General features: G+C 60.1%; 24 protein-coding genes. 7 read left to right on the top strand and 17 right to left on the bottom strand.

Annotation, left to right across the window (positions count from 1 at the left end; genetic code table 11):
- Window positions 1-19 precede the first annotated feature (19 nt).
- Complete coding sequence (locus KGB23_RS18710; RefSeq protein ID WP_223432123.1) at window positions 20-769, bottom strand: substrate-binding periplasmic protein; 750 nt, start codon at window positions 767-769, stop codon at window positions 20-22.
- A 144-nt stretch (window positions 770-913) separates the two neighbouring features.
- On the opposite strand from KGB23_RS18710, the gene dnaX reads away from it, so the two are divergent.
- The 5 genes from dnaX to KGB23_RS18685 all read left to right on the top strand — a co-directional run bounded on the left by dnaX (window position 914) and on the right by KGB23_RS18685 (window position 6694).
- Complete coding sequence (dnaX, locus tag KGB23_RS18705; RefSeq protein WP_223432122.1) at window positions 914-2989, top strand: DNA polymerase III subunit gamma/tau; 2076 nt, start codon at window positions 914-916, stop codon at window positions 2987-2989.
- 67 nt (window positions 2990-3056) lie between these two features.
- Window positions 3057-3395 carry a YbaB/EbfC family nucleoid-associated protein gene (locus tag KGB23_RS18700; RefSeq protein ID WP_008028561.1) on the top strand — a complete coding sequence of 113 codons (339 nt, stop codon included), beginning with the start codon at window positions 3057-3059 and terminating at the stop codon, window positions 3393-3395.
- A 265-nt stretch (window positions 3396-3660) separates the two neighbouring features.
- Window positions 3661-4695 (top strand): NADP-dependent oxidoreductase, encoded by a 1035-nt coding sequence (locus KGB23_RS18695; protein ID WP_223432121.1) that lies wholly within the window; start codon window positions 3661-3663, stop codon window positions 4693-4695.
- Between the two features lie 65 nt (window positions 4696-4760).
- The gene (gene recR / locus KGB23_RS18690; protein ID WP_033055661.1) at window positions 4761-5363 is read left to right on the top strand and encodes a recombination mediator RecR; all 603 of its coding nucleotides are present in this window, start codon (window positions 4761-4763) and stop codon (window positions 5361-5363) included.
- Window positions 5364-5545: 182 nt separating this feature from the next.
- Complete coding sequence (locus KGB23_RS18685) at window positions 5546-6694, top strand: acyl-CoA dehydrogenase family protein (protein ID WP_223432120.1); 1149 nt, start codon at window positions 5546-5548, stop codon at window positions 6692-6694.
- A gap of 130 nt (window positions 6695-6824) precedes the next feature.
- On the opposite strand, the gene KGB23_RS18680 is transcribed toward KGB23_RS18685, so the two are convergent.
- The 8 genes from KGB23_RS18680 to ccoG all read right to left on the bottom strand — a co-directional run bounded on the left by KGB23_RS18680 (window position 6825) and on the right by ccoG (window position 15489).
- The gene (locus KGB23_RS18680) at window positions 6825-7373 is read right to left on the bottom strand and encodes an adenine phosphoribosyltransferase (protein WP_008146813.1); all 549 of its coding nucleotides are present in this window, start codon (window positions 7371-7373) and stop codon (window positions 6825-6827) included.
- A 78-nt stretch (window positions 7374-7451) separates the two neighbouring features.
- On the bottom strand, window positions 7452-8186 hold the full coding sequence (gene fnr, locus KGB23_RS18675; RefSeq protein WP_046047868.1) for a fumarate/nitrate reduction transcriptional regulator Fnr: 735 nt from the start codon (window positions 8184-8186) through the stop codon (window positions 7452-7454).
- 129 nt (window positions 8187-8315) lie between these two features.
- Window positions 8316-9698, bottom strand: a complete 1383-nt coding sequence (gene hemN / locus KGB23_RS18670; protein ID WP_223432153.1) for an oxygen-independent coproporphyrinogen III oxidase — start codon at window positions 9696-9698, stop codon at window positions 8316-8318.
- Between the two features lie 282 nt (window positions 9699-9980).
- Complete coding sequence (locus KGB23_RS18665) at window positions 9981-10664, bottom strand: sulfite exporter TauE/SafE family protein (protein WP_223432119.1); 684 nt, start codon at window positions 10662-10664, stop codon at window positions 9981-9983.
- Window positions 10657-10875 (bottom strand): cbb3-type cytochrome oxidase assembly protein CcoS, encoded by a 219-nt coding sequence (gene ccoS / locus KGB23_RS18660; protein ID WP_007905420.1) that lies wholly within the window; start codon window positions 10873-10875, stop codon window positions 10657-10659. The genes KGB23_RS18665 and ccoS overlap by 8 nt, the downstream gene beginning before the upstream one ends.
- A 22-nt stretch (window positions 10876-10897) precedes the next feature.
- Window positions 10898-13348, bottom strand: a complete 2451-nt coding sequence (locus KGB23_RS18655) for a heavy metal translocating P-type ATPase (protein WP_223432118.1) — start codon at window positions 13346-13348, stop codon at window positions 10898-10900.
- 174 nt (window positions 13349-13522) lie between these two features.
- Window positions 13523-14062 carry a FixH family protein gene (locus KGB23_RS18650; RefSeq protein ID WP_008146825.1) on the bottom strand — a complete coding sequence of 180 codons (540 nt, stop codon included), beginning with the start codon at window positions 14060-14062 and terminating at the stop codon, window positions 13523-13525.
- Window positions 14063-14073: 11 nt separating this feature from the next.
- Window positions 14074-15489, bottom strand: coding sequence for a cytochrome c oxidase accessory protein CcoG (ccoG, locus tag KGB23_RS18645; protein ID WP_223432117.1), 1416 nt, complete (start codon window positions 15487-15489; stop codon window positions 14074-14076).
- A 458-nt stretch (window positions 15490-15947) separates the two neighbouring features.
- On the opposite strand from ccoG, the gene KGB23_RS18640 reads away from it, so the two are divergent.
- Complete coding sequence (locus KGB23_RS18640; RefSeq protein ID WP_223432116.1) at window positions 15948-16958, top strand: metallophosphoesterase family protein; 1011 nt, start codon at window positions 15948-15950, stop codon at window positions 16956-16958.
- A gap of 80 nt (window positions 16959-17038) precedes the next feature.
- On the opposite strand, the gene ccoP (KGB23_RS18635) is transcribed toward KGB23_RS18640, so the two are convergent.
- The 8 genes from ccoP (KGB23_RS18635) to ccoN (KGB23_RS18600) all read right to left on the bottom strand — a co-directional run bounded on the left by ccoP (KGB23_RS18635) (window position 17039) and on the right by ccoN (KGB23_RS18600) (window position 23954).
- The gene (gene ccoP / locus KGB23_RS18635; protein WP_223432115.1) at window positions 17039-18022 is read right to left on the bottom strand and encodes a cytochrome-c oxidase, cbb3-type subunit III; all 984 of its coding nucleotides are present in this window, start codon (window positions 18020-18022) and stop codon (window positions 17039-17041) included.
- On the bottom strand, window positions 18019-18204 hold the full coding sequence (locus tag KGB23_RS18630) for a CcoQ/FixQ family Cbb3-type cytochrome c oxidase assembly chaperone (protein WP_003175465.1): 186 nt from the start codon (window positions 18202-18204) through the stop codon (window positions 18019-18021). The genes ccoP (KGB23_RS18635) and KGB23_RS18630 overlap by 4 nt, the downstream gene beginning before the upstream one ends.
- 5 nt (window positions 18205-18209) lie before the next feature.
- Window positions 18210-18818 carry a cytochrome-c oxidase, cbb3-type subunit II gene (gene ccoO / locus KGB23_RS18625; protein WP_018925301.1) on the bottom strand — a complete coding sequence of 203 codons (609 nt, stop codon included), beginning with the start codon at window positions 18816-18818 and terminating at the stop codon, window positions 18210-18212.
- The gene (ccoN, locus tag KGB23_RS18620; protein ID WP_008157290.1) at window positions 18818-20260 is read right to left on the bottom strand and encodes a cytochrome-c oxidase, cbb3-type subunit I; all 1443 of its coding nucleotides are present in this window, start codon (window positions 20258-20260) and stop codon (window positions 18818-18820) included. The genes ccoO (KGB23_RS18625) and ccoN (KGB23_RS18620) overlap by 1 nt, the downstream gene beginning before the upstream one ends.
- Before the next feature lie 484 nt (window positions 20261-20744).
- Entirely contained in the window at window positions 20745-21698 is a 954-nt protein-coding gene (gene ccoP / locus KGB23_RS18615) for a cytochrome-c oxidase, cbb3-type subunit III (RefSeq protein ID WP_223432114.1), read from the bottom strand.
- Window positions 21695-21895, bottom strand: coding sequence for a cbb3-type cytochrome oxidase subunit 3 (locus KGB23_RS18610; protein WP_223432152.1), 201 nt, complete (start codon window positions 21893-21895; stop codon window positions 21695-21697). The genes ccoP (KGB23_RS18615) and KGB23_RS18610 overlap by 4 nt, the downstream gene beginning before the upstream one ends.
- Before the next feature lie 15 nt (window positions 21896-21910).
- Window positions 21911-22519: a cytochrome-c oxidase, cbb3-type subunit II gene (gene ccoO / locus KGB23_RS18605; RefSeq protein ID WP_223432113.1), complete on the bottom strand. Its 609-nt coding sequence runs from the start codon at window positions 22517-22519 to the stop codon at window positions 21911-21913.
- 10 nt (window positions 22520-22529) lie between these two features.
- Entirely contained in the window at window positions 22530-23954 is a 1425-nt protein-coding gene (gene ccoN, locus KGB23_RS18600) for a cytochrome-c oxidase, cbb3-type subunit I (RefSeq protein ID WP_008157299.1), read from the bottom strand.
- A 109-nt stretch (window positions 23955-24063) separates the two neighbouring features.
- On the opposite strand from ccoN (KGB23_RS18600), the gene KGB23_RS18595 reads away from it, so the two are divergent.
- Window positions 24064-24756 (top strand): alpha/beta family hydrolase, encoded by a 693-nt coding sequence (locus tag KGB23_RS18595; RefSeq protein ID WP_223432112.1) that lies wholly within the window; start codon window positions 24064-24066, stop codon window positions 24754-24756.
- The last annotated feature ends 149 nt before the right edge of the window (window positions 24757-24905 follow it).

Raw genomic sequence — 24905 nt, 5'->3', positions numbered from 1 at the left:
TGTTGATCAGAGGAATCGCTTAGGGTGTGCTGGGCTCCGAACCAATGTAGAGCCGGATAATGTCGTCGATTTCCCCGGACATTTTCATTTGCACCAAGGTGCGCAAAATGCGCTCCACGGGCACCTTGGGATCGTTGCGGATATAGCAGCCGACACTCTGTTCCTGCAAAACCGCCACGCCTTGCAGTTGCCGGCCAGGCAGCAGGCGCTGATTGAACCAGTCCAGCGTCCATTGATTGCTCACGGCGTAGTGATAGCGTCCGGCCAGGAGTTTTTCCAGCACCTGTTCCTGGTTGCGCGCGTCTTCGCGATGCAGTCGGTCGGCGTCGAACAGCGGTTGCAGGGTCGGGTAGCTGTAGCCGAGTACCGTTCCGATGGATTGTCGCGACAAGTCCGCAGGCGTCACTGAGGTCAGCGGATCTGCCCGGCTGATCAGCATGTCGCGCTGAAACCAGAGTGGAATGCTCCAGATGTAATCCCCGGACTGATTCGGCTGCCAGGACTGCGCCGCATAGCAGCGGATATCGACTTCGCCGTGCTCCATGGCGTTTTGCACTCGCGTGCGAGGCAGCACGTGAAATTCGGCCGGCACGCCGACCTGGGTCGCGAGGCTGACCATCACGTCGTGCAGGATGCCTTGGGTGGGGCGGCCGCGTTCCAGTTGCACCATCGGCATCGCCCAACTGTCAGGCACCACGAAGCGCAATGGCGGCTCGGCGCCAGCGACATTCAGGCTGATCAACAGCAGTGCCCCCAAGACCCGCCGCATAAACGCTCCGGTGCTGATAAAACCCGAGCCGATAAAAGCCCCCCAAAGACCATCTTAGCCAGATTAGACGAGCGCACCGGATGCAATTTTGGCCTTGCTCCGATAGCATTAGCCGCTTCTGTTCCTTCGTTGCGACGGTTTTCGATGAGTTATCAGGTTCTTGCACGTAAATGGCGTCCGCGCTCGTTCCGCGAAATGGTCGGCCAGACCCATGTGCTCAAGGCTCTGATCAATGCCTTGGACAGCCAGCGGCTGCACCACGCCTATCTGTTTACCGGTACCCGCGGGGTCGGCAAGACCACCATCGCGCGGATCATCGCCAAATGCCTGAACTGTGAAACAGGTATCACTTCAACGCCTTGCGGCGAATGTTCGGTGTGCCGCGAGATCGATGAGGGCCGCTTTGTCGACCTGATCGAGATCGACGCCGCGAGCCGGACCAAGGTCGAAGACACCCGCGAACTGCTCGATAACGTGCAGTACGCGCCGAGCCGCGGGCGCTTCAAGGTCTACCTGATCGACGAAGTGCACATGCTCTCCAGCCATTCCTTCAATGCGCTGTTGAAAACCCTTGAAGAGCCGCCGCCCTACGTCAAGTTCATCCTGGCGACCACCGATCCGCAGAAACTTCCTGCAACCATTCTTTCGCGGTGCCTGCAGTTCTCTCTGAAGAACATGACGCCGGAGCGTGTGGTCGAGCATTTGACCCATGTGCTGGGTGTCGAGAACGTGCCGTTCGAAGATGATGCACTGTGGCTGCTGGGCCGTGCTGCCGACGGTTCGATGCGCGACGCCATGAGCCTGACTGACCAGGCGATTGCCTTCGGTGAAGGCAAAGTCATGGCCGCCGACGTACGGGCGATGCTCGGCACGCTCGATCACGGTCAGGTCTACGACGTTCTGCATGCGCTGATCGAAGGCGACGCCAAGGCCTTGCTCGAAGCCGTCCGTCATCTGGCCGAACAAGGCCCGGACTGGAACGGCGTGCTCTCGGAAATTCTCAACGTGCTGCACCGTGTCGCCATCGCCCAGGCCCTGCCTGAAGGCGTCGACAACGGTCATGGCGACCGTGACCGGGTGCTGGCACTGGCCCAGGCCTTGCCGGCAGAAGACGTGCAGTTTTATTACCAGATGGGCCTGATCGGTCGCCGCGACTTGCCGCTGGCGCCTGACCCGCGCGGTGGCTTCGAAATGGTCTTGCTGCGGATGCTCGCGTTCCGCCCGGCAGACACCGCGGACGCTCCGAGGCAACCGCTAAAGCCAGTGGGGATCAGCCAGGCCACAGTTGATTCCGCAAATTCAGTGGCTGCCGCGCCCGTTGTTGCGCCGGTAGTCGCTGCGGCAGTTGCACCCGTCGCGCCTGCGCCGGTGGTTGCTCCAGTGCAAGCGCCCGAGCCTGAACCGGTTGCGCCCGTCGTTGCGCCCGAGCCTGTCGTTGAGGCGGTAGCGGTCGAAGCCGTCGTCGATTTGCCCTGGAACGACCCGATAGAACCCGAAGTCGTTCAGCAACCCGCCGTCGAGCCGGTGCTGGAAATCGCCAGCGAACAACCCGAATTGGCGCCGATGCCATTGCCGCCCCCCGACAGCGTGGTACCGGATGCACCGGAGTGGGCCGCTGCGCCGATTCCGGAGCCGTCGGTGGCCGAAGTCGATGCCGCCACTCCGGGCATGGACCTGGACGACGAGCCGCCGCTGGACGAGGACTACATCGAGCCGGACATGGAATCGGCCTACAGCTACCTCGATGAACTGGCCAGCGAACACACCGCCGAGCCAGCGCCGGAAGCCGAACCTGAACCGGCCGCCATGCCGGCCACCGGTCTGGCGGCGCAATGGCTGGAGCTGTTCCCGAAACTGCCGATCTCCGGCATGACCGGCAGCATTGCCGCCAACTGCACGCTGATCGCCGTCGAGGGTGACAATTGGCTGATGCACCTGGACCCGGCCCACAGCGCGTTGTTCAACGCGACTCAACAGCGTCGCTTGAACGATGCGTTGAACCAGTTTCACGGGCGTACGCTGACTCTGCGCATGGAGTTGATCAAGCCCGAGCAGGAAACTCCGGCCCAGGCCGCGTCCCGTCGCCGCGCGAACCGTCAGCGCGAGGCCGAAGAGTCGATCCACGGTGATCCGTTCATCCAGCAAATGATGCAGCAGTTCGGTGCGGTGGTCCGTAACGATACTATTGAACCTGTCGAGACCCTGGTCACTCAGGGCTAATAACTGAAGGCGTTCGGCCGAAAGGGCCGGGCGCTGTTTTTATCCAAGTACTTTTGAGGTGATTCCCATGATGAAAGGTGGCATGGCCGGCCTGATGAAGCAGGCACAGCAGATGCAGGAAAAAATGGCCAAGATGCAGGAAGAACTGGCCAACGCCGAAGTCACCGGTAAAGCCGGTGGCGATATGGTCACTGTGGTGATGACCGGTCGTCACGACGTCAAGCGCGTGACCATCGATCCAAGCCTGGTCGAAGGCTTGAGCGAAGACGACAAAGAGATGCTGGAGGCTGTGTTCGCCGCCGCCGTCAACGATGCCGTGCGCAAGATCGAAGCCAACAGCCAGGACAAAATGTCCGGCATGACCGCTGGCATGCAACTGCCACCGGGTATGAAACTGCCATTCTGATTCGCTAAAGCGCTTCGGATGGGTTACAAAAAATGCCAGGCATCGCGCCTGGCATTTTTGTTTCTGGCAGGTAGACATGCGGTGCTTGTCAGACCGCCTTCGCGAGCAAGCCCGCTCCCACATTATTCGACCGAGTTCTAATGTGGGAGCGGGCTTGCTCGCGAAGAAGTCGACTCGGTCCTGCTGAAGTAACATCGAACGCGACACCTGCATAAAGGTCTGCTCTCCATACCGCCGAATTCATCGATCAGAAGGAGAAGCTCACATGCCACAAGCATTGACCCTCAACCAACGTATCGTCCTGGCATCCCGCCCGGTAGGCGCGCCGACGCCGGAGGATTTCCGCCTGGAGCGCGTTGCCCTGCCGGACCTGGCCGACGGTCAGGTGCTGCTAAAGACTCTTTACCTGTCACTCGATTCCTACATGCGCGGACGCATGAGCGACGCGCCGTCCTACGCCGCACCGGTTGAAATCGGCGAGGTGATGACCGGTGGCGCTGTCAGCCGGGTCGAGCGCTCGCTGAATCCGAAGTTTCAAGAAGGTGATGTGGTGGTCGGTTCTACCGGTTGGCAGAGCCACAGCATCAGCGACGGTCGCGACATCATTCCGGTGCCGTCCGGGCTACCGAGCCCATCAATGGCGCTGGGCGTGTTGGGTATGCCCGGCATGACTGCGTATATGGGGCTGATGGATATCGGCCAGCCCAAGGCCGGCGAAACCCTGGTGGTTGCGGCTGCATCCGGCGCCGTGGGTTCGGTGGTCGGCCAGGTGGCGAAGATCAAGGGCTTGCGCGTGGTCGGTGTGGCCGGTGGCGCGGACAAGTGTCGTTATGTGGTCGATGAGCTGGGTTTTGATGCCTGCATCGATCACAAGAGCCCGAACTTCGCCGATGAATTGGCCAAGGCGTGCTCCGAGGGCATCGACATCTATTACGAAAATGTCGGCGGCAAGGTGTTCGATGCCGTGCTGCCATTGCTCAATCCCAAGGCGCGAATCCCCCTCTGCGGTCTGATCGCGTCCTACAACGCTCACGAAGCACCGACCGGCCCGGATCGTCTGCCGCAATTGCAGCGCACGCTACTGACCAAACGTGTGCGAATCCAGGGCTTCATCGTGTTCGACGACTACGGTGATCGTCAGCCGGAATTCGTCAGCGCCATGGCGCCGTGGGTGCGCGACGGCAAGGTGAAGTTCCGTGAAGACGTGATCGATGGCCTGGAGCAGGCACCTGAAGCGTTCATCGGTCTGCTGGAAGGACGCAACTTCGGCAAACTGGTTGTGCGGGTCGCGCAGGACTGAGTAATTGACGCTAAACAGAGGCGCGGGTATAAACCGCGTCTCGTTGTTTTGTCGGACTTTTCCCCATGAGCTTCAGCCCTTTGATTCGCCAACTGATCGACGCCCTGCGAATTTTGCCAGGTGTGGGTCAGAAAACTGCCCAACGCATGGCGTTGCAGCTGCTCGAGCGTGATCGCAGCGGCGGCTCGCGATTGGCCCTGGCACTGAGCCAGGCCATGGAAGGGGTGGGTCATTGCCGGTTGTGCCGCACGCTGACCGAAGACGACCTCTGCCCGCAATGCGCCGATACCCGTCGCGACGACACCTTGCTCTGCGTGGTGGAAGGGCCAATGGACGTCTACGCGGTGGAGCAGACCGGCTTCCGTGGTCGCTACTTTGTGCTCAAGGGCCATCTGTCGCCACTCGACGGACTCGGGCCTGAGGCCATCGGTATTCCGCAACTGCTGGCGCGGATCGAAGAGGCGGGCACGTTCACTGAAGTCATTCTCGCGACCAACCCGACCGTGGAAGGTGAAGCCACGGCGCACTACATCGCCCAGTTGCTCAGCAACAAAGGCCTGATCGCCTCGCGCATCGCCCACGGCGTGCCATTGGGTGGCGAGCTGGAGCTGGTGGACGGCGGGACGTTGGCGCATTCGTTTGCCGGGCGTAAGCCTATTGCCTTGTAGTGCTTGAACTGACGCCTTCGCGAGCAAGCCCGTTCCCACATTTGATTTGTATACGCTGGAGATCAAATGTGGGAGCGGGCTTGCTCGCGAATGGCGCGCCTCGGTCTCCCTGATTCACACCAGCCTCTTGAAAACCAAGCAAGCGCTCGGTAAGTTCGCTGAACCTTCAGTGGAGCTCGCCGATGCCTGCCTTTCAGGAATACTTCGACCCCAGCCACCAATTGGTCCGCGACAGCGTCAGACGCTTCGTCGAGCGCGAGATCTTGCCGGACATCGACCAGTGGGAAGAAGCCGAAAGCTTTCCCCGCGAGCTCTACCTCAAGGCCGGCGCGGCGGGGATTCTGGGGATCGGTTATCCCGAAGCCCTGGGTGGCAGCCATGAAGGTGATCTGTTCGCCAAGGTCGCCGCCAGCGAAGAGCTGATGCGCTGTGGTTCCGGCGGCTTGGTGGCGGGGCTCGGCTCGCTGGACATCGGCCTGCCGCCGATCCTCAAGTGGGCCAGGGCTGAAGTCCGCGATCGCGTTGTGCCGCAAGTGCTTGCCGGCGAGAAGATCAGCGCCCTGGCCGTGACCGAGCCCAGCGGTGGCTCCGACGTCGCCAACCTGCAAACCCGCGCCGTGCTTGACGGCGACTTCTACCGGGTCAGCGGCAGTAAAACCTTTATCACCAGCGGCGTCCGCGCGGATTTCTACACCGTCGCGGTGCGTACCGGTGCACCGGGATTCGCTGGCATCAGCCTGCTGTTGATCGAGAAGGGCACGCCCGGTTTTACGGTCGGCCGTCAGTTGAAGAAAATGGGTTGGTGGGCGTTGGACACTGCCGAACTGTTCTTCGACGATTGCCGGGTGCCGGTAGGCAATCTGATTGGTGCTGAAAACATGGGCTTTGCCTGCATCATGGGCAACTTCCAGAGCGAGCGCCTGGCGCTGGCGTTAATGGCCAACATGACCGCGCAACTGGCGCTGGAAGAGAGTCTGAAATGGGCTCGTCAGCGTGAAGCCTTCGGTAAACCCATCGGCAAGTTTCAGGTGCTCAAGCATCGCCTTGCTGAAATGGCGACGGCGCTGGAGGTGTCACGGGAGTTCACCTACCGCCAAGCGGCGAAAATGGCGGCGGGGCAGAGTGTGATCAAGGAGATTTCCATGGCCAAGAATTTTGCGACTGACACGGCTGATCGGATTACCACGGATGCGGTGCAGATTTTGGGTGGCCTCGGTTATATGCGCGAGAGCCTGGTGGAGCGGCTGTATCGCGATAACCGGATCTTGTCGATCGGCGGCGGTACGCGAGAAGTGATGAACGAGATCATCAGCAAGCAGATGGGGCTCTAACAGACATTGAGATAGGTGGTGCTGCCATTCGCGAGCAAGCCCGCTCCCACATTTAATCAAGTTGTCCAGGCGGACGCGGTTCTAATGTGGGAGCGGGCTTGCTCGCGAAGGCGTCGGTGCAGACGCCGCGTTACTTATCAGACAATGCAAACTGCGTCAGGCAGAACGTCGGAATCCCCATATCTTCCAAACGCTGCGATCCGCCCAACTCTGGCAAATCAATGATCGCCGCCGCTTCATGAACCCGCGCGCCCATGCGCCGAACCAGGTTCGCCGCCGCAATCAGCGTCCCGCCCGTGGCGATCAGGTCATCGAACATCACCACCGAATCGCCCTCGCACAGGCTGTCGGCGTGGACTTCGAGGAAGGCTTCGCCGTATTCGGTCGCATAACCCTCGGCCAGTACGTCGGCCGGCAGTTTGCCTTGCTTGCGGAACAGCACCAGCGGCTTGTTCAGCTGATAGGCCAGGACCGAACCGATCAGAAAGCCGCGAGCGTCCATCGCACCGATGTGGGTGAAATCAGCCTCGACATAACGATGGGCGAAGCTGTCCATCACCAGGCGCAGGGCCGTGGGCGACTGGAACAGTGGGGTAATATCGCGAAAGATCACGCCCGGCTTGGGAAAGTCGATCACAGGGCGGATGAGGGATTTGATGTCGAAGGAGTCGAAGACCATCGTCGGGTGTCCTGGCAGGCTGCAAACGACGCAGTATAACGGCGGCTGAACCGTTTCGCTCAGCCGCCATCGCCGAAATCAGCCGTCTAGCGAGCCGCCGGCCAGGGCGCAGAGCTGGATCGGGTCGAGGATATGGATTTCCTTGCCTTCAGCCGCAATCAGTTCGTTTTGCTGGAAGCGCGTAAACACCCGGGACACGGTTTCCACCGCCAGGCCCAGGTAATTGCCGATTTCGTTGCGCGACATGCTCAGGCGGAACTGGTTGGCCGAGAAGCCCCGGGCGCGGAAACGGGCTGACAGGTTGACCAGGAACGTGGCGATGCGCTCGTCGGCGGTTTTCTTCGACAGCAGCAACATCATTTGCTGATCGTCGCGAATCTCGCGACTCATCACGCGCATCAACTGACGGCGCAGCTGCGGCAGTTGCAGCGCCAGTTCGTCGAGGCGTTCGAAAGGGATTTCACACACCGATGTGGTTTCCATGGCTTGCGCCGAGACCGGGTGTTTTTCGGTGTCCATGCCCGACAGGCCGACCAGTTCGCTCGGCAGGTGGAAACCGGTGAGTTGTTCTTCGCCGCCATCGCTCAGGCTGAAGGTCTTCAGGGCGCCAGAGCGTACTGCATAAACGGAATCGAAGGTGTCGCCCTGGCGGAACAGGAATTCGCCCTTTTTCAGCGGGCGGCCACGTTTAACGATTTCGTCCAGCGCATCCATGTCTTCCAGATTCAAAGAAAGTGGCAAGCAGAGGGGAGCCAGGCTGCAATCCTTGCAATGGGCCTGACTATGAGCGCGCAGCTTTACTGGCTCGGACATTTCTTAAATCCTTGTGGGAAAACACACATAAGCCGTAAGGGTAACCCACGGGAGGACATTCAGGCACGCGGCGATTTTGTCGCAGGGTCGTAAAGCCTGCGTTTCGTAGACCGGCCGGTGAGGTGATGGCTAGATCACCCGCGAAAACCGCTGGCGATTGTGCTGTTCCAGGTACGCGTCGAACACCATGCACACCGAACGCACCAGCAATCGTCCGGCGGGCAGTACGGTAATCCGTTCGTTATCCAGTTCGATCAGGCCGTCTTCGGCCATTCCCTGCAACTGTGGCCAGAGTCCGCCGAAGTAACCCTGAAAGTCGATGTTGAAGGCGTGTTCGATCTCGGCGAATTCCAGGCTGAAATTACAGATCAGTTGCTGGATGACCGCACGTCGCAGGCGGTCATCGGCGTTGCACAGCAGACCACGGCTGGTGGCCAGCTGCGCGCTGGCCAGCGTGTTCTGGTACTGATTCAGGTCGCTGCTGTTCTGGCAATACAAGTCGCCGATCTGGCTGATGGCTGACACGCCCAGGCCAATCAGGTCGCAATGACCGTGGGTGGTGTAGCCCTGGAAGTTGCGTTGCAGGGTCGATTCTTCCTGAGCAATCGCCAGTTCATCGTCGGGCAGTGCGAAGTGGTCCATGCCGATGTAGCGGTAACCGGCCTGGGTCAACTGCTCGATGGTGCCCTGGAGCATTTCCAGTTTTTGCGCCGGTGTCGGCAGTTCGTCGCTGTTGATTCGCCGTTGCGGCATGAAGCGTTCCGGCAGGTGCGCGTAGTTGAACACCGAGAGGCGATCCGGTTGCAGGTTGATCACTTCATCGACGGTGCGGGCGAAATTCTCGGGTGTCTGCCTTGGCAAACCGTAGATCAGGTCAATGTTGATCGAGCGAAACTGCAGCGTGCGGGCGGCGTCGATCACCGCGCGGGTTTCTTCCAGGCTTTGCAGGCGATTGACCGCTCGTTGCACCGCCGGGTCGAGGTCTTGCAGGCCGATACTGACCCGGTTAAAGCCCAGTTCACGGAGCAGGCCCATGGTCGACCAGTCGGCTTCGCGCGGGTCGATTTCGATGCCGTAGTCGCCGGAGTCGTCGTCCAGCAAGTTGAAGCTTTTGCGCAATTGGGCCATCAACTGGCGCAGTTCGTCATGGCTGAGAAAGGTCGGGGTGCCGCCGCCGAAATGCAGTTGCTCGACTTTCTGCGCGGGGTCGAGGTGGCAGGCGATCAGCTGGATTTCCTGCTCAAGGCGCTGCAAATAGGGCTGGGCCCGGCCACGGTCCTTGGTGATGACTTTATTGCAGGCGCAGTAGTAGCAAATGTTCGCGCAGAACGGCACGTGCACATACAGCGATAACGGGCGCAGGGCTTTACGGCTGTCGCGCAGGGCGTGGAACAGGTCAAACGTGCCGACATGACCGTCGAATTGCACCGCGGTCGGGTAGGAGGTGTAGCGCGGTCCCGCCAGGTCGTAACGGCGGATCAGATCGGTGTCCCAACGAATGGCGTCGAGCATCATGCGGGCATTCCCCCGGATAGGCTGGCAGTGTCAGCGAGTCTAGGGGGCGGCGCGGTGGGGCATCTTGATTTGCATCAACGGTGTCATTGCCAAACATCACCCTGTAGCAGCTGCCGAGCCTGCGAGGCTGCGTTCGGCGGCGCAGCCGTCGTGAAATCAGACTGTGCGGTGCTTCAGGTGAATTTGGTACTCAGGGTTTACGACGGCTGCGTCCGAACGCGGCCCGCACCGAACGCAGCCTCGCAGGCTCGGCAGCTGCTACAAGGGGGTGCCACAGATCTAGTGGCCCATGAGCCAATGCTGATGCGGCCCCGGCAAGGTCCAGATGCCAAACAACATAACCAGCAAACCCCCCGTCATCCGCACGCTGCGTTTGCGCAACAACGCCGTGACCCGCTCAGCCGCCAACCCCGTGGCGAGCAACACCGGCCAGGTGCCGAGCCCGAACGCGAGCATCAAAAGCGCACTGTCCAGCGCATTGCCCTGACTCGCCGACCACAGCAGGGTGCTGTAAACCAATCCGCACGGCAGCCAACCCCATAGCGCGCCCAGCAGTAACGCGCGGGGGACGTTCGACACCGGCAGCAGTGTGTTGGCAACGGGCTGGATGTGCCGCCACAGGCCGCGACCGAGGCTTTCGATGCGGGTCAGGCCGCTCCACCAACCGGCGAGGTACAGGCCCATGGCGACCAACAGCAATCCGGCGATGACACGCATGAACATCGCCGCCGGGCTGTTGGCCACCGCCCAACCGGCTAAACCGATCAGCAGGCCTGCCGTTGCATAGCTGAGAATTCGCCCCAGGTTGTAGGCCAGCAGCAGTCGAAAGCGTCGGCTGCGTTGTTCCTTGGGGATTGCCAGGGTCAACGCGCCCATCAACCCGCCGCACATGCCCAGGCAATGCCCGCCACCGAGCAGACCGAGAATCACCGCAGACACCAGCAGCGGCGCCAACTCAAGCATGGGGTGGCGCCTTGTCGTCCGGTTTGGCCGGATGGCCGCTGGCTTCGTCGACCGCAGCCTTGTGGTTTGGGTCCTGATCGTCGAACAGGATGCTGTGGGCCGGGCCGTCGAGGTCGTCGTACTGACCGCTGTCGACTGCCCAGAAGAAGATGTAAATAGCGATGGCCACGATCAGCAGCGCGGCCGGGATCATCACGTAGAGAGCTGGCATCTTGACTCCATGCCCGCGCGGCTCAGGCCGGCAGCGGACGGGTTTCTGGCGTGGCGCTGACCGCAGGCGTGTCTGGCATGCGAGTCAGGCGCAGGGCGTTCAGCACCACGGTCAACGAACTGATGGACATGCCGACCGCGGCCCATACCGGAGTGATCCAGCCGAGGGCGGCGAACGGCAACATGAGGCCATTGTACAACCCGGCCCACAGCAGGTTCTCGATGATTACCCGGCGGGTGCGTCGAGCCAGGCTGAAGGCTTGGACCAATGCATCGAGGCGGTTCGACAGCAATACCGCGTCGGCACTGGTTTTCGCCAGATCGGTGGCCGAACCCATGGCCACGCTGATGTCGGCGGCGGCCAGCACGGGCACGTCGTTGACCCCGTCACCGAGCATCAACACCTTGCGGCCTTTCTTGTGCAGCTGTTGCAAGACCTGCAATTTATCGTCCGGACGCAAGCCGCCCCGGGCTTCATCGATGCCCAGTTCCGCAGCGACACTGGCGACCATCGGCGAGCTGTCGCCGGAGAGCAGCAGCGTGCGCCAGCCGCGAGCCTTGCAGGCCGCGAGCAGGGCGGGCGCGTCGGCACGCAGGCGGTCGTCGAGAACAAACCATGCCAACGGTCCTTGGCTGTCGCCGAGCAACAGCCATTGGCCGGCTTCATCCGGCATCGATGGCACGGCAGCGCCACTGAGTTCACAGACAAAACCCGGTAGGCCGATGCGCAGGCGTTGTTCACCGACCAAGCCTTCGAGGCCTAGCCCCGGCGTGCTGTGGACTTCTTCGGCGGCCAGCGGCGCCCGACCAAACGCGCGGGCGATCGGGTGTTCGGAACGGTTTTCCAAGGCGGCGGCCAGGCTCAGGCATTGATCGCTGTTGAGCGCGCCGAGCGGGCGAATCGAACGCAAGGCCAGGCGACCTTCCGTCAACGTGCCGGTCTTGTCGAAAATCACCGTGTCGATCTGGTTCAGACCTTCCAGCACATGGCCGCGAGTCAGCAGCAAACCGAGTTTGTGCAAGGTGCCGGTGGCGGCGGTGAGGGCGGTCGGCGTGGCCAGGGACAAGGCGCACGGACACGTCGCAACGAGCATTGCCAACACAATCCAGAAGGCTCGCGACGAATCCAGTTCCCACCAGATCAGGCCGATGACGGCAGCGGCAATCAGCGACAGCAGCAGGAACCACTGCGCGGCGCGGTCGGCAATTTCCGCCAGTCGTGGCTTCTCGGCCTGAGCACGGTCCAGCAGGCGGACGATGGCGGACAGTCGGGTGTCCTGGCCGAGGGCAAGGACTTCCACGGTCAGCGCAACTTCGACGTTCAGGGTGCCGGCGGTGACCGCATCGCCCGGCGTGCGCGGTTGCGGCAGGTATTCGCCGGTGAGCAGGGATTCGTCGATGCTCGACCGGCCGTCGAGGATCTTGCCGTCAGCCGGGAGGATCGCGCCGGGGTGCACCAGCACCTGATCGCCGACGCGCAGTTCGCTGAGCAGGATCCGCTCGCTCTGGCCATCGGCACTCAGGCGCAGACATGAGGCGGGCAATAGATTGACCAGTTGTGCGGTGGCGGCGGCGGTGCGTTCGCGGGCGCGACGTTCCAGATAACGCCCGGCCAGCAGGAACAGTGCGAACATGCCGACCGCATCGAAATACAGTTCACCGACGCCGGTGATCGAGGTCCAGATCCCGGCGATATAGGCGCTGCCAATCGCCAGCGACACCGAAACGTCCATGGTCAGGTGGCGGGTGCGCAAATCGCGCATGGCGCCTTTGAAGAATGGCGCGCAGCTGTAGAACACGATCGGGGTGGTGAGAAATAGCGCGACCCAGCGCAGGATCGTATGCAGCTCGGGGCTGAGGTCGATGTTGAATTCCGGCCAGGTGGCCATGGTCGCCATCATCGCCTGGAACCACAGCAGCCCGGCCACGCCGAGTTGACGCAGGGCCAAGCGGTTTTCGCTGGCCAGTTGTTCACTGGCGCGGTCGGCCTGGTAGGGGTGCGCGGCGTAACCGATGTGGCGCAATTCGCTGAGTACCTGGCTCAGCGGCAGTTGCGCATCGGCCCAGCGCACGTGCAGGCGATGGTTGGACAGGTTCAGGCGCGCTTCGGCCACTGCCGGCAAGCCACGCAGGTGTTTCTCGATCAGCCAGCCGCAGGCGGCGCAACTGATGCCTTCCATCAGCAGGGTGGTTTCGGCGAGTTCGCCTTCGTGGCGGACGAAGGGGGCTTGCACGTCGGCGCGGTCGTACAGCGCCAGCTCATCCACCAACTGCACTGGCAAGGCTTCGGGGTTGGCCGATGACTCGCTGCGATGCTGGTAATAGGTTTCCAGCCCACCGGCCACGATGGCTTCGGCCACGGCCTGGCAACCCGGGCAGCAGAACTCGCGGGTTTCACCGAGGACGGCAGCGGTGAAGCGGCTGCCGGCCGGGACGGGCAGGGCGCAGTGGTAGCAGGGGAGTGGAGTGGTCATGTTTGTTGCCATGAAAACCATTGTGGCGAGGGAGCTTGCTCCCGCTCGGCTGCGAAGCAGTCGCAATACTGAGAACTTGCTATGCCTGAAAGGACCGGTTTGCAGGTTTTGGGGCCGCTTCGCGCCCCAGCGGGAGCAAGCTCCCTCGCCACATTTGATCGCATTCGCAAGTGTTTACTTCTTCAGGTCTTCGGCGCCTTGCAGCGGTTCGTCACCCAGCAGCAGATCCTTGTCATGGCTGACCTGTTCTTCTTCGAACATGCGCCAGGTCTTGTCGTCCTGGACGCCCAGCAGTTCTACAAAGCGGCGACCGTCGACCTTGTCGTTCAACTGGCCAATGTAGCGGCCCTGTTCGGTTTCGCTGCGTGCCAGGGTGATCTTGCGATCCTTCTCCGGCTGGGTCGGCGAGATCAGGTTCAGCTCCAGGGTTTTCGGTTGGCTGTTGCCGCTCAGGCGCAGGTCGACTTCACCGGTCACGTCGTCCAGATGAACGCTGGCGCGCAGCAGCAGGGTCTGCGCCAGCAACTCACGGTCGAGGGAGCGGTTGATGCCTTTGCCGGCCTCGTAATAGTTGTCGTTGACCAGGTTGTCCGGGTTGTTCACCGCGATCGTCACCATGGACAAGGTCAGGGTCACGGAACACGCCAGGATGGCGATGATGATCCACGGCCAAAGGTGCTTGTACCAGGGGCTTGCGGCAGTTGCTGTGGGCATGATCACTTCTCTCAACGAACTTGTGGGCCGATGAACCGGCTCTTGGCTTCAATGTGGACGCTGTCGTCATCGGCATCCTTGAGGATGAATTTCACCTCGTTGGTGCTCGATGGCAGTTTTTCCGGGGCGCTGGACAGTTCGACCGGCTGGCTGAAAATCTCCCCGGCGGCGACCTTGATCTCGCGCTTGCCTTGCAGCTTGAGGTCCGGCAGGCCAGCGGCTTCGAGCACGTAGGTGTGATCGCGCTGATCCTTGTTCATGATCTTCAGGCTGTAGACGTTTTCGATCCGGCCTTCGGCGTTCTCGCGGTACAGCACGCGGTCCTTGCTGACGTCGAAACCGACCAGCGAACGCATAAAGAATGCGGTCATCAGCAAGGCGATCATCGCCAGCAGCACCGTGGCATAGCCGATCAGGCGTGGGCGCAGTTTATTGGTTTTTTGCCCGGACAGGTTGTGCTCGGTGGTGTAGCTGATCAGACCGCGCGGGTAATCCATCTTGTCCATGATGCTGTCGCAGGCATCGATGCAGGCCGCACAGCCGATGCATTCGACTTGCAGGCCGTCGCGGATGTCGATACCGGTCGGGCAAACCTGGATGCACATGGTGCAGTCGATGCAGTCGCCCAGGCCCATGGCCTTGTAGTCAGCGCCTTTCTTGCGCGGGCCGCGGCCCTCACCACGACGCGGGTCGTAGGAAACGATCAGGGTGTCTTTGTCGAACATCACGCTCTGAAAGCGCGCGTACGGGCACATGTAGATGCACACCTGCTCGCGCAACCAGCCGGCATTGCCGTAGGTGGCGAGGGTGAAGAAACCGACCCAGAAATACGACCAGCCGTCGGCTTCGCCGGTGAAGAAGTCGATGGTCAGCTCGCGGATCGGCGAGAAGTAACCGACGAAGGTCATGCCGGTCACGAAGCCGATCAACAGCCACATCGTGTGTTTGCTGAATTTGCGCAGGAACTTGTTGGCGCTCATCGGCGCTTTGTCGAGCTTGATGCGCTGATTGCGGTCGCCTTCGGTGACCTTCTCGCACCACATGAAAATCCAGGTCCAGACACTCTGCGGGCAGGTATAGCCGCACCAGACTCGCCCGGCGTACACGGTAATGAAGAACAAGCCGAAGGCACTGACGATCAGGATCCCCGAGAGCAGGATGAAGTCCTGAGGCCAGAAGGTTGCGCCAAAGATGAAGAATTTGCGTTCCGGCAGGTTCCACCAGACGGCCTGATGGCCGCCCCAGCTCAGCCAGACCGTACCGAAATACAACAGAAACAGCCCGGCACCGCCCATCATCCGCAGGTTGCGGAACAGGCCGGTGAAGGCGCGTGTGTAGATTTTTTCCCGAGAGGCGTAGAGGTCGACGCTGTTGTTCGCGTTCTTGGCAGGCGGAGTGACGTCGTGTACCGGAATCTGGTTGCTCATCATTGCATCCCACGGCAGTGGAAAAATGCCTCGGTCAGTACATGCCGACCGCGGTCAAAAAGAGGTGTTGCAGTGGCGCAATGATACGCCTGTCGCTCTAGGTCAAGGGTGCGACCTTTGGTCGCGTTGGGGAAAATTCGTGGATGGTGTAGCAAATGTAACAAATCGTGATTCAGATCAATTGACTTGTTTAGTATGGACGGTTTTTCAGATTGTGCTGCTGTCTGGATGTACCCGTAATGCGGGCAGGATCATGATGAGAGTTTGGTGTAGGTGATCCTTGGTTTATTTATGCGGACGCAGTAACGGGGTAATGAATCGGTACATCGAGAAATATGCCTTATTGCTTTGTCGGTGATGGTGGGTTGTATTTGTTTTTTTACTTGATTAGTTTTGTATGTGAAGTGCTTGTCCGTTAAGGCGGCACTGACTTTGTTAAATAATGGAAATGGATTTCTATGAGTGTGTTTAAGTTTCGTCAGTTGGCGGCTTGTTTTGCGCTGTGTGTGGTTGTTCCTGCTTCTCATGCAGCGACCGTTGAACAAATGCCAGGGCATTTGATATTTATTTCCGATCCACAATATCCCTGGAGTGATCTCACGGATAAAAATGTGTCTGATCCAAACAAGGAGAAGCGTTCCAGGGAGCTCATTGGCTTGCAGTATTCCGACGTTGCAAGTTTCAGACAGTTGAATGGCGGGGCGGGGCGTATTCCCGTGATGATCAATGGTGATGTCACCGCGTTTGGTCATGGCGGTGAGCGCTCTTACATGAAGTCTGTCTTTGAGGACAAGTTGGGTGGGTTGTATGACTATGGGCTGGGTAATCATGATTACGCGAATAATGTGGATGACTGCTTTCTGAATAATTGTGCTGCTGGAAGTGTGAATGATCTAAAGGCGCGTTATTGGGGGAAGTCTTCGATGGATTTGTCTGTACGGGGCGCTGTGTTAGGGGCGAGCCATTATTCCGGTAGTCTTGCTTATTCGAAGGATTTTGGTGATGTTCATATGGTTCAGTTGAACAATGAACCGACCTATGCCGTAAGGTTTTCTGGCGGTAATCCCATTATACCTACTGTGTATGACATTACCCCGTCGCTCGATTGGCTGGAACGAGATTTAAAGGCTGCTCGGGAACAAGGCAAGATCATCATTCTTAATATGCACAAGGTTTTTGATTGGGCGGGAAGTGATGAGCAAATCGCAAGGTTCAGGGGCATGATTGCGAAATATCAGGTGACAGCGGTTTTTGGTGGGCACGACCACTTTGTCTCGGGGAGCTATTACAGTGGGACAAAATATGACTACTTTGGTCAGGTTCCCGTATTCATGAGCGGTGCCGCGTCTCAGCAAACCTATCTGATTGCCAGCTTCTCCAAGGATCGTAAAGAGCTGAATGTGAACGTTGTACGTAACAGTAACTGGCCTAGCCGAAAGCTTGATAAGACCATCCCTGTTCTGAAGTAAACAGGCGCTCGGTAAAAACCAAAACGGCCCCGCCAATTCTCACTGGCGGGGCCGTTTGTTGTTGCGGTCAAGCGTTTGCCTTACTGGGCGTCCGCCACTGGTGCTTTCTCACCGTGAGAAAGGCTGTAGACGTAAGCGGCCAGCAGGTGAACCTTGTCGTTGCCTTGCAGCTGTTCTTGCGCAGGCATCTGGCCCTGACGGCCGTAACGGATGGTCTGCTGCAGTTGAGCGAAGCTCGAACCGTAGATGAACGCTGCCGGGTGGGTCAGGTCAGGTGCGCCCATTGCTGGTGTACCTTTGCCTGCCGGGCCGTGGCACGCCACGCAGTTGGCAGCGAACAGTTTCTGCCCGGCAACCGGGTCAGCCTTGGTGCCTTCCGGCAGTTTGCGGCCATCGAGGCTGGTCAGTACGAACGCGGCAACGTTCGCAACGCCTTGCTCGCCGATCACTTCTGCCCAGGCCGGCATCACAGCGTGACGACCGCCCATGATGGTGGTCTTGATGGTTTCCGCTTCGCCGCCCCAGCGCCAGTCGGCGTCGGTCAGGTTAGGGAAGCCATAAGCGCCTTTAGCGTCAGAACCGTGGCAGACCGAGCAGTTGGAGGCGAACAGGCGGCCACCCATCTTCAGGGCTTGCGGGTCCTTGGCGACTTCTTCGATAGGCATGGAAGCGAACTTGGCGAAGATCGGACCGAACTTGGCGTCCGACTTGGCCATTTCCTTTTCCCACTCGTGAACGCCGGTCCAGCCGCTCTGGCCGTTGGCGAACGCGGTCTGCTTTTCGTTATCGAGGTAGTTATAACCCGGCAGCAGGCCTTTCCAGTTACCCAGACCGGGGTACAGCACCAGGTAGCCCAGGGCGAAGATGATGGTGCCCACGAACAGCATGAACCACCATTTCGGCAGTGGGTTGTCGTACTCCTCGATCCCGTCGAAGGAGTGGCCGACCGTTTCTTCGGTGGCTTCGCTGCGCTGGCCCTTGCGGGTGGACAGCAGCAGCCAGGTCAGGGCGAAGATCGTGCCGAGACTGAGGACTGTGACGTACAGACTCCAGAACGTAGTCATTCTTTGTTACTCCTAGAAGCTTGCTCGACGTGCTTGATGGCTTCGGGATCATCCGCGAAAGGCAGCAAGGTCGCGTCTTCAAACTCCGACTTGCGCTTGGGGCTGAATACCCACAACGCCAGACCGATGAAGGCCACCATCACAACAACGGTGCCCAGGCCACGAATCATCCCGATATCCATCTAAATCACCGTTTGCTTTTGATGATGGTGCCCAGGCCTTGCAGATAGGCCACCAGCGCGTCCATTTCGGTTTTGCCCTTCACAGCATCCTTGGCGCCGGCGATGTCTTCGTCGGTGTAAGGGACGCCGAGCGTGCGCAAGACTTCCATTTTCTTGGCGGTGTCTTTGCCGTCGAGCTTGTTTTCCACGAGGAACGGGTAGGCCGGCATTTTCGACTCAGGCACAACGTTGCGCGGGTTGTACAAGTGCGCACGCTGCCAGTCATCGGAGTAACGACCGCCAACACGGGCCAGGTCCGGGCCGGTACGCTTGGAACCCCACAGGAATGGGTGGTCCCAGACGCTTTCACCAGCGACCGAGTAGTGGCCGTAGCGTTCGGTTTCAGCGCGGAACGGGCGGATCATCTGCGAGTGGCAGCCGACACAACCGTTGGCGATGTAGATGTCGCGGCCTTCCAGTTCAAGGGCGGTACGAGGCTTCATGCCTTCGACCGGCTTGTTGGTGACGTCCTGGAAAAACAGCGGAACGATCTGGGTCAGGCCGCCGATGCTGACGGCGATAACCATGAAGAAGGCCAGCAGGCCAATGTTCTTCTCGACTGCTTCATGCTTCATCAGTGAGCTCCAACTACAGCAATCTGTTCAGCAGCTTTGGCTTCAGCCGGGTTCGAGGCACGTACGGTACGCCATACGTTGTAGGCCATGAACAGCATGCCGCTGGCGAAGAACGCACCGCCCAGGGCGCGAACGATGAAACCAGGGTGGCTGGCTTGCAGCGCTTCAACGAACGAGTAGGTGAGGGTGCCGTCGTCGTTGATTGCACGCCACATCAGACCCTGGGTGATGCCGTTGACCCACATCGAAGCGATGTACAGAACGGTACCGATGGTCGCGAGCCAGAAGTGCGTGTTGATCAGGCCGATGCTGTGCATCTGCACACGACCGAACAGTTTCGGGATCATGTGGTAGATCGCGCCGATCGAGATCATCGCTACCCAGCCCAAGGCGCCGGCGTGTACGTGGCCGATGGTCCAGTCAGTGTAGTGAGACAGCGAGTTGACGGTCTTGATGGCCATCATCGGGCCTTCGAAGGTCGACATGCCGTAGAAGGCCAGCGACACAACGAGGAAGCGCAGGATCGGGTCGGTGCGCAGCTTATGCCAGGCGCCCGACAGGGTCATCATGCCGTTGATCATGCCGCCCCAGCTTGGTGCCAGCAGGATGATCGACATCGCCATGCCCAGCGACTGAGCCCAGTCCGGCAGCGCGGTGTAGTGCAGGTGGTGCGGACCGGCCCAGATGTACAGGGTGATCAGCGCCCAGAAGTGCACGATCGACAGGCGATAGGAGTAGATCGGACGTTCGGCCTGCTTCGGAACGAAGTAGTACATCATCCCCAGGAAGCCCGTGGTCAGGAAGAAACCGACCGCGTTGTGGCCGTACCACCACTGGATCATCGCGTCAGTCGCACCGGCGTAGGCCGAGTAGGACTTGAAGAAGCTGACCGGCAGGGAAGCGTGGTTGACGATGTGCAGCATCGCCGTCACAACGATGAAGGCACCGTAGAACCAGTTACCCACATAGATGTGCTTGGTTTTGCGCTTGGTGATGGTGCCGAAGAACACCAGACCGTAAGTCACCCAGACGATGGCCAGCAGAATAGCCAGGGGCCATTCCAGTTCCGCGTATTCCTTGGTGGTGGTGTAACCCAGCGGCAAGGTAACGATCGCGCCGACGATCACCGCTTGCCAACCCCAGAAGGTGAAGGCCGCGAGGCTGTCGGAAATCAGTCGCGTTTGGCAGGTTCGCTGCACGACGTAATAAGAAGTGGCAAACAGAGCACAACCACCGAAGGCGAAAATCACCAAGTTGGTGTGCAACGGGCGTAAGCGTCCAAAAGTCGTCCACGGCAGACCGAAGTTCAATTCCGGCCATACAAGCTGTGAGGCGATGAAGACACCAAGCCCCATGCCAAGGATCCCCCAGACCACCGTCATGATGGCGAACTGGCGGACTACCTTATAGTTATAAGCAGTCGGACTGATTGCTGTGCTCATTCTAAGGTTCCACGGTTTGGGTGTTTTATTAGGAGTAAAAATCGGCCGCAAGTATGGAGAAAGCGGGGGGTCATTGCAACGCGCCATGACCTGGGTCAATGCTTTCAAAAGCTGATTCTGCGGCCTTTCCATGCGCCGCGTAGGGACAAAATTGCCCAAGGGCAAAATGTCGCAGCGGACGAAAATGGTGAGGGGGTCAGGTCGGATGTAACGGGGTGTGTTCAAACACAACGATCGGGTGACAGATGGCAATTGGCACGACAGCCGGTATCTACCAGCCTTTGCGGCCTGTCATCGAGCAGATTCGTCGAACACATCGGGTTGGGTCGACCTGGAACCGGCTCATGCCAGTCCGCATCGGGGGAAGCTTAGACCCGAATCTGGTGAACCGAAAGGAGGACCAACGGAGGGGTGCGACACTTGGTCGCAAAGGGGGCAGGGAACTGCCGCATCCGGGAGAATGCGGCAGCAGAGCGGTCGAGATTTATTCGTGTTTGCCTTCAGCCTGCAAGCGCTCGGTGGTCAACCCATGAGACAAGCTGTAAACGTAAGCGGCCAGCAGTTGCACCTTGTCGTTGCCGAGCAGTTCGTTCTGCGCCGGCATATGGCCCTGGCGGCCATGACGAATCGTCTGTTGCAGTTGCGCCAGGCTTGTACCGTAGATAAAACCGGCCGGTTGCGTCAGATTCGGCGCGCCCATGGCTTCAGTGCCCTGGCCGTTTGCCCCATGACAGGCTACGCACATGGTGCTGAACGCTTGCTGTCCGGCGTGCAGGTCGGCACCGCTGTCGGCAGGCAACGGCAGGCCGGCCAGGTCATGGCGCACATAAGCTGCGACGTTCTTCACGCCGGCATCACCAAGGATTTCACCCCAGGCCGGCATCGCGGCCATGCGACCACCCATGATCGTGGTTTTGATGGTGTCGGCGTTGCCGCCCCAGCGCCAGCTGTTGTCAGCCAGGTTGGGGAAGCCAAAAGCGCCCTTGGCATCCGAGCCGTGGCAGACCGCGCAATTGGAGGCAAACAGGCGACCGCCCATTTTCAACGCTAGTGGGTCCGCCGCCACTTCTTCCACGGGCATCGCCGCGAATTTGGCGAAGATCGGCCCGAACTTCGCATCGGCCTTGCTCATCTCTTTTTCCCACTCGTGGACGCCGGTCCAACCGTCCTCGTAACCCGGCAGAATGCCTTTCCAGTTGCCCAGGCCGGGGTACAGCACCAGATAACCAACGGCAAACACCAGCGTGCCGGCGAACAGCATGAACCACCACTGCGGCAGCGGGTTGTCGTACTCCTCGATGCCGTCGAAGCTGTGGCCCATGGTCTGGTCGACGCTGCCCTTGGTTTCGCCCTTGCGGGTGCCGATCAGCAGCCAGGTCAGGCCGATCAGGCTGCCGATGGTCAGTACGCAGATCCACGTACTCCAGAAGGTGGTCATGGCCGGGTACTCCTTGTTTCAGGTTCTTGGGTGGCGTCATCGGGTAGCGGTTCATCGGCGAACGGCAGCAAACGCGCTTCGGCGAATTCCGGATTGCGCTTGCTGTTGAACACCCACAGCGTCAGGCCGACGAAGGCTATGAACACCACGACCGTGCCCAGGCCGCGGATCATTCCACTGCTCATCTCACTCACTATTTCAAAGGGCATGGCTCACCTCTTGCTCTTGATGGATGTGCCGAGCACTTGCAGGTAAGCGACCAGGGCGTCCATTTCGGTCTTGCCCTTGAGCGAGGCGACCGAGTCGGCGATGTCGTCGTCGGTGTACGGCACGCCCAACGTGCGCATGGCGCGGATCTTGGTTTCGGTGTGGCTGCTGTCGAGTTGATTGGCCACCAGCCACGGATAGCCGGGCATTTTCGATTCCGGCACCACGTTGCGCGGGTTGTACAAGTGCGCGCGGTGCCAGTCTTCGGAGTAGCGACCGCCAACCCGGGCCAGGTCCGGACCGGTACGTTTCGAGCCCCACAGGAATGGGTGATCCCAGACGCTTTCACCGGCGACCGAGTAGTGGCCGTAGCGTTCGGTCTCGGCGCGGAACGGACGGATCATCTGCGAATGGCAGCCGACGCAGCCTTCGCGGATGTAGATGTCGCGACCTTCCAGTTGCAGCGCGGTGTAGGGCTTCATGCCTTCCACCGGTTTATTGGTCACGTCCTGGAAGAACAGCGGGACGATCTGGGTCAGACCGCCAATGCTCACGGCCAGCACCATCAGCAACATCAGCAGGCCGACGTTTTTCTCGATTGTTTCGTGTTTCATGGCGGCCTCCTCAGGCGATCTGCGCAGCAGCGGCGACTTCGGCAGGCTGCGAGGCCCGCACGGTGCGCCAGGTGTTGTAGGCCATCAGCAACATGCCGCTGAAGAAGATCGCACCGCCTACCAGGCGCACGACGAAGCCTGGGTGGCTGGCCACCAGGGTTTCGACGAAGGAGTAGGTCAGCGTGCCGTCTTCGTTGACGGCGCGCCACATCAGGCCCTGGGCGATGCCGTTGACCCACATCGAAGCGATGTACAGCACGGTGCCGATGGTGGCGAGCCAGAAGTGCGCGTTGATCAGGCCGATGCTGTGCATCTGCGTGCGACCGAAGATTTTCGGGATCATGTGGTACAGCGCGCCGATGGAAATCATCGCTACCCAACCGAGGGCGCCGGCGTGAACGTGGCCGATGGTCCAGTCGGTGTAGTGGGAGAGGGCGTTGACCGTTTTGATGGCCATCATCGGCCCTTCGAAGGTCGACATGCCGTAGAACGCCAGCGAGACCACGAGGAAGCGCAGGATCGGGTCGCTGCGCAACTTATGCCAGGCGCCCGAGAGCGTCATCATGCCGTTGATCATCCCGCCCCAGCTCGGCGCCAGCAGGATCAGCGACATCACCATGCCCAGTGACTGTGCCCAGTCCGGCAGCGCGGTGTAGTGCAAGTGGTGCGGACCGGCCCAGATGTACAAGGTGATCAGCGCCCAGAAGTGCACGATCGACAAGCGATAGGAGTACACCGGACGCTCGGCCTGTTTCGGCACGAAGTAGTACATCATCCCGAGGAAACCGGCGGTGAGGAAAAAGCCTACGGCGTTGTGCCCGTACCACCACTGCACCATGGCATCGGTCGCACCGGCGTATACCGAGTAGGACTTGGTGAAACTCACCGGCAGCTCAAGATTGTTGACGATGTGCAGAATCGCCACGGTGATGATGAAGCCGCCGAAGAACCAGTTGCCGACGTAGATGTGCTTGGTCTTGCGCTGCATGATCGTGCCGAAGAACACCACGGCGTAGGCGACCCAGACGATGGTGATCAGGATGTCGATCGGCCATTCCAGCTCGGCGTATTCCTTGGAACTGGTGTAACCCAATGGCAGGCTGATGGCCGCCAACAGAATCACAAGCTGCCAGCCCCAGAAACAGAACGCGGCGATTTTCGGCGCGAACAATCGGGTCTGGCAGGTGCGTTGCACCGAATAGAACGAACTGGCGAACAGGGCGCAACCGCCAAAGGCGAAGATCACTGCGTTGGTGTGCAGCGGGCGCAGGCGCCCGAAGCTGGTCCACGGCAGATTGAAGTTGAGTTCAGGCCAGACCAATTGGGCCGCGAGAAAAACCCCGAGCCCCATGCCGACGATGCCCCACACCACCGTCATAATGGCGAATTGGCGGACCACCTTGTAGTTGTAGGCGGTACTGATAGAAGTGTTCATGGTTCCCCATCCACGGTTCAGCCGAAGTGAAGGCCTGTCTTTGCGAGTAAGCCGCACGGCAGACGCTCCCTTCGCCTGGAGTTATAGGCAGACTAAAAGCGAGGCAAGCATGGACAAAGAGCACAAGGCCAGTATTGACGGGGATCAATGGGCGCAGTGTGTGCGGGATCATGGATGGTTGTGGAATGCCGCTTCAGTGCCGGCATCGGCGACGCTGATATTCGCCCATGGCGCCGGTGCGCCGATGGACAGTGGCTGGATGAACGACATGGCTGCGCGCCTTGCTACTCAAGGCGTCAATGTGCTGCGCTTCGAGTTTCCGTACATGGCGCAACGGCGTCTTGATGGGGGTAAACGTCCACCGAACCCGGCGCCGAAACTGCTCGAGTGCTGGCGTGAGGTGTATGCGGTGGTGCGACGCCATGTCGCTGGGCGTCTGGCCATTGGTGGCAAGTCCATGGGGGGGCGGATGGCGAGTTTGTTGGCGGATGAATTGGGGGCGGATGCGCTGGTGTGTCTCGGCTATCCCTTTTATGCCGTCGGTAAACCGGAGAAACCACGCGTCGAACATTTGGCCGCGCTCAAGACCCGGACTTTGATTGTTCAGGGCGAGCGGGATGCATTGGGGAATCGTGAAGCGATCGAGGCTTACACGTTGGCGCCGAGTATCGAGGTGTACTGGCTGGTGTTAGGGGATCATGACTTGAAGCCGTTGAAGGCTTCGGGGTTTACCCATGAGCAGCATCTGGCGGCTGCGGCGGGCAGGGTGGCTGCATTTCTTCAGGGCCAGCCCTCACCCTAACCCTCTCCCAGAGGGAGAGGGAACTGACCGAGGTGTCTTTCGCGATGCATCGACCTGAAAAATCGAGTCGAACTCAGGCTCCGGAAACGACAAAGATCGGCTCCCTTTCCCCCTCTCCCCTATGGGGCGGTCCGACGTTTCGGGAGGGT

Source organism: Pseudomonas sp. GL-B-26, from assembly GCF_019947405.1.
GTDB lineage: Bacteria > Pseudomonadota > Gammaproteobacteria > Pseudomonadales > Pseudomonadaceae > Aquipseudomonas.
Note: the sequence above shows the minus strand (reverse complement) of the source record. Positions and strands in the feature narration are given on the sequence as shown.

Excerpts from the sequence above, each read along its gene's own strand:
- KGB23_RS18710 (WP_223432123.1), bottom strand. The coding sequence starts at position 769 with ATGCGGCGGGTCTTGGGGGCACTGCTGTTGATCAGCCTGAATGTCGCT.
- dnaX (WP_223432122.1), top strand. The coding sequence starts at position 914 with ATGAGTTATCAGGTTCTTGCACGTAAATGGCGTCCGCGCTCGTTCCGC.
- KGB23_RS18700 (WP_008028561.1), top strand. The coding sequence starts at position 3,057 with ATGATGAAAGGTGGCATGGCCGGCCTGATGAAGCAGGCACAGCAGATG.
- KGB23_RS18695 (WP_223432121.1), top strand. The coding sequence starts at position 3,661 with ATGCCACAAGCATTGACCCTCAACCAACGTATCGTCCTGGCATCCCGC.
- recR (WP_033055661.1), top strand. The coding sequence starts at position 4,761 with ATGAGCTTCAGCCCTTTGATTCGCCAACTGATCGACGCCCTGCGAATT.
- KGB23_RS18685 (WP_223432120.1), top strand. The coding sequence starts at position 5,546 with ATGCCTGCCTTTCAGGAATACTTCGACCCCAGCCACCAATTGGTCCGC.
- KGB23_RS18680 (WP_008146813.1), bottom strand. The coding sequence starts at position 7,373 with ATGGTCTTCGACTCCTTCGACATCAAATCCCTCATCCGCCCTGTGATC.
- fnr (WP_046047868.1), bottom strand. The coding sequence starts at position 8,186 with ATGTCCGAGCCAGTAAAGCTGCGCGCTCATAGTCAGGCCCATTGCAAG.
- hemN (WP_223432153.1), bottom strand. The coding sequence starts at position 9,698 with ATGCTCGACGCCATTCGTTGGGACACCGATCTGATCCGCCGTTACGAC.
- KGB23_RS18665 (WP_223432119.1), bottom strand. The coding sequence starts at position 10,664 with ATGCTTGAGTTGGCGCCGCTGCTGGTGTCTGCGGTGATTCTCGGTCTG.
- ccoS (WP_007905420.1), bottom strand. The coding sequence starts at position 10,875 with ATGCCAGCTCTCTACGTGATGATCCCGGCCGCGCTGCTGATCGTGGCC.
- KGB23_RS18655 (WP_223432118.1), bottom strand. The coding sequence starts at position 13,348 with ATGACCACTCCACTCCCCTGCTACCACTGCGCCCTGCCCGTCCCGGCC.
- KGB23_RS18650 (WP_008146825.1), bottom strand. The coding sequence starts at position 14,062 with ATGCCCACAGCAACTGCCGCAAGCCCCTGGTACAAGCACCTTTGGCCG.
- ccoG (WP_223432117.1), bottom strand. The coding sequence starts at position 15,489 with ATGAGCAACCAGATTCCGGTACACGACGTCACTCCGCCTGCCAAGAAC.
- KGB23_RS18640 (WP_223432116.1), top strand. The coding sequence starts at position 15,948 with ATGAGTGTGTTTAAGTTTCGTCAGTTGGCGGCTTGTTTTGCGCTGTGT.
- ccoP (WP_223432115.1), bottom strand. The coding sequence starts at position 18,022 with ATGACTACGTTCTGGAGTCTGTACGTCACAGTCCTCAGTCTCGGCACG.
- KGB23_RS18630 (WP_003175465.1), bottom strand. The coding sequence starts at position 18,204 with ATGGATATCGGGATGATTCGTGGCCTGGGCACCGTTGTTGTGATGGTG.
- ccoO (WP_018925301.1), bottom strand. The coding sequence starts at position 18,818 with ATGAAGCATGAAGCAGTCGAGAAGAACATTGGCCTGCTGGCCTTCTTC.
- ccoN (WP_008157290.1), bottom strand. The coding sequence starts at position 20,260 with ATGAGCACAGCAATCAGTCCGACTGCTTATAACTATAAGGTAGTCCGC.
- ccoP (WP_223432114.1), bottom strand. The coding sequence starts at position 21,698 with ATGACCACCTTCTGGAGTACGTGGATCTGCGTACTGACCATCGGCAGC.
- ccoO (WP_223432113.1), bottom strand. The coding sequence starts at position 22,519 with ATGAAACACGAAACAATCGAGAAAAACGTCGGCCTGCTGATGTTGCTG.
- ccoN (WP_008157299.1), bottom strand. The coding sequence starts at position 23,954 with ATGAACACTTCTATCAGTACCGCCTACAACTACAAGGTGGTCCGCCAA.
- KGB23_RS18595 (WP_223432112.1), top strand. The coding sequence starts at position 24,064 with ATGGACAAAGAGCACAAGGCCAGTATTGACGGGGATCAATGGGCGCAG.